The sequence below is a fragment of the Veillonella sp. VA139 genome, from assembly GCF_003992005.1.
Lineage (GTDB): Bacteria > Bacillota > Negativicutes > Veillonellales > Veillonellaceae > F0422.
On sequence record NZ_RQVL01000045.1, the window covers coordinates 1 to 6300 of the forward strand.

Here is a 6300-nt window from a genome sequence, read left to right on the forward strand (position 1 = left end):
TGAGCCAGGATCAAACTCTCCAAGATATCTTGAAGCTATTTGATAGCTCATTTTGTTTCGTTGTTGCCAATTGCTTGGCTAGAATTTTTTGGTTGGTTTCAACTATGTGAAACCCGCACTCTGGCTTATGTTTACTTCTTTCGAAGTAATTACTTTACATTGTTCAGTTTTCAAAGATCAACTTTGTCGTTCACAACACTGTGTTGTGGCGACTAGATTATAATAGCAGATTCACAAGTTTGTGTCAACAGTTATTTTTAACCTTTTAAAATTTTCTTTAAGCTATGACTTTTAAGAAAATTAAAAATGCTTGTATCTCAAGCACTGCAAGTATTATATGACATTTCCCAACATTTTGCAACCCCTCTTTATAGAAATTTTTACATGTATTTTCTATAGAATTTAATCTAGACCTCCTGCCTTGCTCAAGACCTCTGGATAAAATATACCTATAATCAGAGTGCACTATCGAGTTTTCTATTATAATCGTATATAACATCATGTAACAATAGCGCTTATTAAAACAAAGAAGGTCAAACAAATCAAGATATACTTAACAAAAATCTCGGTCACCCTGTTACACTCACTTCTATTCTGATTGATTGATATATATAATGTAGTGCCATACGTATATTAGCTATTCAATAGCTTAGGGCATAAGCATTCCTCCCTAGGAATGCTCTTATGCGTAACATGCCTTGTGGCGTCCCCTTACTACCTAAATCATACAAACGCAAAAGACCGTAACATACTCCTGAACAAATATAACCACTGTATTGTTTGATAAGGGGTGTATTACGGGCTTCCCTTTACCCTATTCAGTTACGAACGCCACAGGCTACATAGCATCACAAGTGAACGCTTTCGCCCAGTTCATAGTTCCCCTTACTTGTCACCACACGATCTGTCGGATGTAATCCATCCAATATGGTCACCACTCCATCCATTTCTAATCCTATCTCAATCGTCCGTATATCAATCGTATTATTGTCCGTCAGCACATACACAAACTTACCATTCTCGCCATCACGAATAATTTCTTTAGGCAAAGTAAGGGCTGGTGCTTCTGCTTTCGTTTCAATCACCAATGTATAGAAATCACCTATTGTTACTTGTCCTGGCTGCACATTGAAAGTTGCTTTTACAGTAATACTAGGTCCCGACTCTGTTCCCACAAATGTAATCTGTCCTGGCACCTGTGTTCCATTTACATCTAAATAGACTTGTACACCACCAATACTATTGGGCTGTTTCAAAATAGCTCCGAAACTTTGAGGCACGCTCAATGTGGCTACCACAGGGGAATCTTGTTGTATAAGAATCAGCGGTTTCCCTTCTATGGCAATTTTTCTATCTTCATTGTAAATGGCTGCTACTCTGCCTTCCATCGGTGAAAGTATTTGCGCTGCTGCTATTTGCGCTTGTATTTTTGCCATAGCCGCTTCAATACCAGATGTATCTGCCCCAGATCCACTCGAATAGGATGGCACCGTTACCACTTGCGATTGTGCCCTCGCTGCAATCGATTCAAACTCGCGACTCGTAATAATGCCCGCATCACGCATATATCGTGCCCGCTCCACATCCGCCGATGACACACTACCGCCCACCACCGTTGTGGATGCACTCTGTTGTGGCACCCGACTGCGGGTCTCCTGCAACTGTCCTAATAGCGATTGCAACTGTTGTTGTAGTGACGTCGTGTCAATCATAGCTAGCACTTGACCAACTTTCACCATGTCACCTACTTTCACCGTGAAAGTAGACACCGGTCCCGATACCGTAGGTTCCACACTAGCCTTATAGAGTGCCGTAACATTCGCCTCATGACTGATGCGCACCGGCATTTGCCGTTCCACAGGGTTCACCACTTGCACCGTTTTGGGTTGCATCCATGCGAACACACCGCCAGCAATGATCAGCACCGCCACCACTGTTATATATATCCAATATTTCCGTATCCAAGAATAATTCATCATCCGCTCCTCTCATATAGAGAGTATTATACTACTCTTACATCGGAATATCTAGCACACGAACTCCATCATGTGTGTTAGCCTTGTAATTTGGCTATAAATCGTGCTATAATAAATGTAACAAAAAGAAGAGCCACCAACGTGTGATCGGCGTTAGGCTCATCTCAAGAATGTACTAATTGAAATAGCCTAACGTGTGAGGTCGGCAAACCTCTTTTACGTTAGGCCTTTTCGTTGACTATTTTAAAAGGTCAATGATTTGAATTTCTAAACTAGCAATAGAAATAATCAACGAGGTTTTTTCGTACTTAGTCATAGCAACCACCTCCTCCCATAATAGGAAGAGATGAGCCCAACTCACGTTGGTGACACTTCTGTATTTTCATTATATCACAGTTCGTGTATATCAATAAACCATTTTTGAAGTAATTTACAATCCCCTGAGGAACGCAGTCATGCGTAGAACGCCTTGTGGCGGATCTTTTCTACCTAAATCACACAAACACAAGAAGAGCACGGTGTGTCCCAAACAACCACAAACTTTTCACCAGAGGAACGCAGTCACGCGTAGTAGCCTTTGTGGCGGTCCTTTACTCACTAAATATACGAAATACAGAAACGAGCAACATGTTCCTGAACAAACATTATGAAATACCGTTTGTGAAGGAATGTGTTGCTCGTTTCCCTTTGCCCTATTCAGATAATGACCGCCACAGGCTACATAGCGTTACAAGAGACGTGCTTCTAATGCCTCCAACCGTGCTTTCAATTGACGGTTATCTTCTAGTAACTGTTCTATCAGCGCTCTATCGCTTATTGCTGGTGCGCCTTGGCTGGTTCCAAATTTCCAAGTCAAGCCCACATTCATCATGTGTCCTGTCTCATTACCACTACCTAAGGTACCGCCCACTTTCACCATGAACCGATCATTGACGAAATGGGACAGTCCTAACGCCATGGCTTGACGTCCTTTGTATGTGCCGAAACCGACCATGAACTGCGTTGGATGATTCGCATCATAGGATAACGGGTTTAGCGCAGCAAGAGCTGCACTACTCGCTGCTACTCCTCGTATTTCACTGCGTGCCCCCTGTACTTCTGCAAGTATCGTTGACATATCTTGCCCTTGTTGTCCTTGTATCGCTTTCAACTGGCGTACATTAACCGCGTCAAAATCATTGACACCATCATCTACGCCTACGATTTTTCTATGAGATAACTCCGTAGCAGTATTCGTTTCTTTATAAGCAACAGATACTACATTACTCTCTTCAGCCACTGAGCCATAGCCTAGTGCCACAGAATTGGTTACTCCATCTTTTACTTCACTATTTCGCCCCAGCCCCACAGAATTGATTCCGTGTACTCTCGCATATCGACCAATGGCAAGGGCATTTTCCTTAGTCGCCTCAGCCTTATTTCCTATAGCTATGGCAAAATCTGCCTGCGCCTTAGACTGGTTGCCTAGCCCTACACTACCGTAACCAGTCGCCATACTTTGATTGCCTACTGCTGTACTAAACTCACCAGTTCCTTTCGATTCTACACCAAGTGCCATGCTCTTTATATGCGTTGCTTTAGCTTGTTTACCAAACGCTATAGCACTATCACGATTGGCTTCTGCTTGGTATCCAATGGCAATGGCATCCGCATAATATGCTGGACCATTTAGATTTGGGTCCGTTGTTACTCCCCCTGCTTTAGCTTCTTTACCAATGGCAATACCATGATCCGCATTGACCTTCGCCTCAGAGCCTACCGCAACCCCTTGTTGAGTCTTTTCTGCTACCGTTGCTTTAGAACCTACCGCAATCCCTTGTGTAGCATTTTTATTTACTTTACCCAAATTACCAATGACCACACTATCCTCCGCACTGGCAATACTACTCGGTCCTATGGCCATAGAATTTGTCGCAGAGGCAACTGCACCATAACCAGCTGCATAGGATTTCTCTCCACTAGCAGCTGCACTATAACCCAATGCTACCGCATACTTCTCCTCGGCTTTGCTTTCAGCGCCAATCGCCACTGCACCCGTTTTTGTCGCTTGCGAAGAAATCCCTGTTGCAATTCCTTTCGCACCACTGGCAGTACTCCCTTTTCCTAAGGCAATACCAAACTTACCAGAAGCATTAGCAGAAGTTCCCACTGCCACCGCATTCGTCGTTGCCGACGCACTAGTCCCCCATGATAACTCACCACTAGTCCCCTCATTCAAAGTTGTAGCCGCCCCATACGAAGAGAACATACTCCCTACTAAAATACTAGCCACCATCGCAGTACGACCTATATACATAGCATCACCTCATTTATATCCTTTCATTAGCCATAGAGTACACCACCCTACAGCATACTTATAATTCATCCTTCTTATAATTCAGCATACTGCTAACTATAGCACTCAATACCCCCCCTGTCAACATTTGTACACTACAAAAGGATATAAGTAATGCTGAACAACTGTCATGTCCGCGTACAACCAAACAAAACCTTAGCCCCCTAAGATAAACCCTTATCCACGTAGCCTTGTAATCCATCTATAAACTGTGCTATAATTAAAGCAACAAAAAAGAAGAGCCACCAACGTGTGAAGGCGTTAGGCTCATCTGGAATATTACAAAATGATGGCCTAACGTGTATAAGTACTGCGAATACTTATTAAATCGTTAGGCCTTTCACATATTAAAGATTACTTCTTTAAGTATGTGAGTAATGCTAATAATAAAATACCGAAACCAATCATTAAAGATAATGCTTCAAATACTGTCATATTACCCACCTCCCTTACCAAGTAAAGAAGATGAACCTAACATCACGTTGGTGACACTTCTGTATTTTCATTATATCACAGTTCGTGTATATCAATAAACTATTTTTGAAAGTAATTCACAATCCCCTGAGGAACGCCATCACGTGTAGTAGCCTTGTGGCAGACCTTTTATACCTAAATCACACAAACCCAAGAAGACCGTAACATACCCCTGAACAAGCATAACCACTGTATAGTTTGAGAAGGGGTGTGTTACGGTCTTCTCTTTATCATATTTAGTTAACACCGCCACAGGCTACATAACATTACAAGTGACGATTCAAATGTGTTGCTTAAATACATCTCTCATTATGATTGCCTTATCAATAATTTCATTAATTAGTTCATCATAGTTCTCTTGTCGGTCAAAATCTAGTCCATCAATGTAATATAGAATCCTTGATGCCTTTTTATTATCTAGTCGTTGCCACTGCATAGAAAATCCCAATTCACTTTCTATCGTCTCCCGCATTTTATATAACGAATCAAACATTTGCTTATTATCTTTGATGGCAAACTCTATACTAATTCTATTAGTTCTACCCAATAATGAAATGGATATTCCTGCTTCACTCGTTCCTATCGCTACACTATACCAACGTTCTGTGTGCGCCTTTCTAACATTAAAGGGTTTATTTCTGCTTACTAATACTTCATTAAAACGAGTCCAAAAATTCAATCGGTCGGCTTCACTTTTACTAACCTCAGCATTTCCTCGATTCGTACTAGTTATTTTTAAAAAGTCATTAGGCTTTTCCACTAACACAAACTTAGGTGCTGGCAGCGAATCTCCAATTTGGTAGGCGTGAATTTCAATTAAAAAGAAAGATACATCTTTGGTCGTTTTATTATTTAACCATTCAACAGCACTTCGATGTTCCTCTTTAGCCTCTTTCACAATCCAAATGACTACATCTGCATCTAATCCAGATGCATAGGTAATAATCTTTCCTAAATGATCATGATTTGTCGTTTCCAATTGATTTTCAATAATTACCTTTACACCTGTCGTTTCATCACGAGCTACCAAATCACATCGATAAGAGCCAACAAACACTTCCTTATCAATATCGGTTAACGTTAATCCTATTTCATCTCCTAATATTTCTATATTTTCTTCCTTAGATAGCCACTCCGAAAAATCGTATTGCTCATGTTTCCAAAGGTCTCTAATATCTACCTCTGAAAGTTTACCTAACTTCATAACACACCCCCATGCATACTGTTATATCATCGAGTCATTATCTATATATCTATTTTACCATACTATATACCAATTATATACAGATATCCTCTCCATATACATATAGCTAAATAAAGTTTTGCACTTTAAGGCACACCGTTATCCACAGTAGCCTTGACAGTGTAAAATATTTTGTGTAAACATGTTTAGTTAGTATTGAAAAAAGAACTGAACTTCTTTAAGATTTAAGTGTCTAATAAAAATCACAGAAAGAAGGTTCAGTTCTTATGACTAATACTAACACAAATTTATTAAATGCACTACCAGTAAAT

Annotated in this window: 4 protein-coding genes; all 4 read right to left on the reverse strand. The window is 40.6% G+C overall.

All coding sequences use genetic code 11. The features are described from left to right. Positions 1-848: 848 nt before the first annotated feature. Positions 849-1979 carry an efflux RND transporter periplasmic adaptor subunit gene (locus EO125_RS09600; RefSeq protein ID WP_127148705.1) on the reverse strand — a complete coding sequence of 377 codons (1131 nt, stop codon included), beginning with the start codon at positions 1977-1979 and terminating at the stop codon, positions 849-851. A 724-nt stretch (positions 1980-2703) separates the two neighbouring features. Further along, entirely contained in the window at positions 2704-4272 is a 1569-nt protein-coding gene (locus tag EO125_RS09605) for a YadA-like family protein (protein WP_127148706.1), read from the reverse strand. A gap of 393 nt (positions 4273-4665) precedes the next feature. Next, complete coding sequence (locus EO125_RS10215; RefSeq protein WP_369688082.1) at positions 4666-4746, reverse strand: putative holin-like toxin; 81 nt, start codon at positions 4744-4746, stop codon at positions 4666-4668. 319 nt (positions 4747-5065) lie between these two features. Further along, positions 5066-5989 carry a DUF4268 domain-containing protein gene (locus tag EO125_RS09610; protein ID WP_127148707.1) on the reverse strand — a complete coding sequence of 308 codons (924 nt, stop codon included), beginning with the start codon at positions 5987-5989 and terminating at the stop codon, positions 5066-5068. Positions 5990-6300 lie beyond the last annotated feature (311 nt).

Excerpts from the sequence above, each read along its gene's own strand:
- EO125_RS09600 (WP_127148705.1), bottom strand. The coding sequence starts at position 1,979 with ATGATGAATTATTCTTGGATACGGAAATATTGGATATATATAACAGTG.
- EO125_RS09605 (WP_127148706.1), bottom strand. The coding sequence starts at position 4,272 with ATGTATATAGGTCGTACTGCGATGGTGGCTAGTATTTTAGTAGGGAGT.
- EO125_RS10215 (WP_369688082.1), bottom strand. The coding sequence starts at position 4,746 with ATGACAGTATTTGAAGCATTATCTTTAATGATTGGTTTCGGTATTTTA.
- EO125_RS09610 (WP_127148707.1), bottom strand. The coding sequence starts at position 5,989 with ATGAAGTTAGGTAAACTTTCAGAGGTAGATATTAGAGACCTTTGGAAA.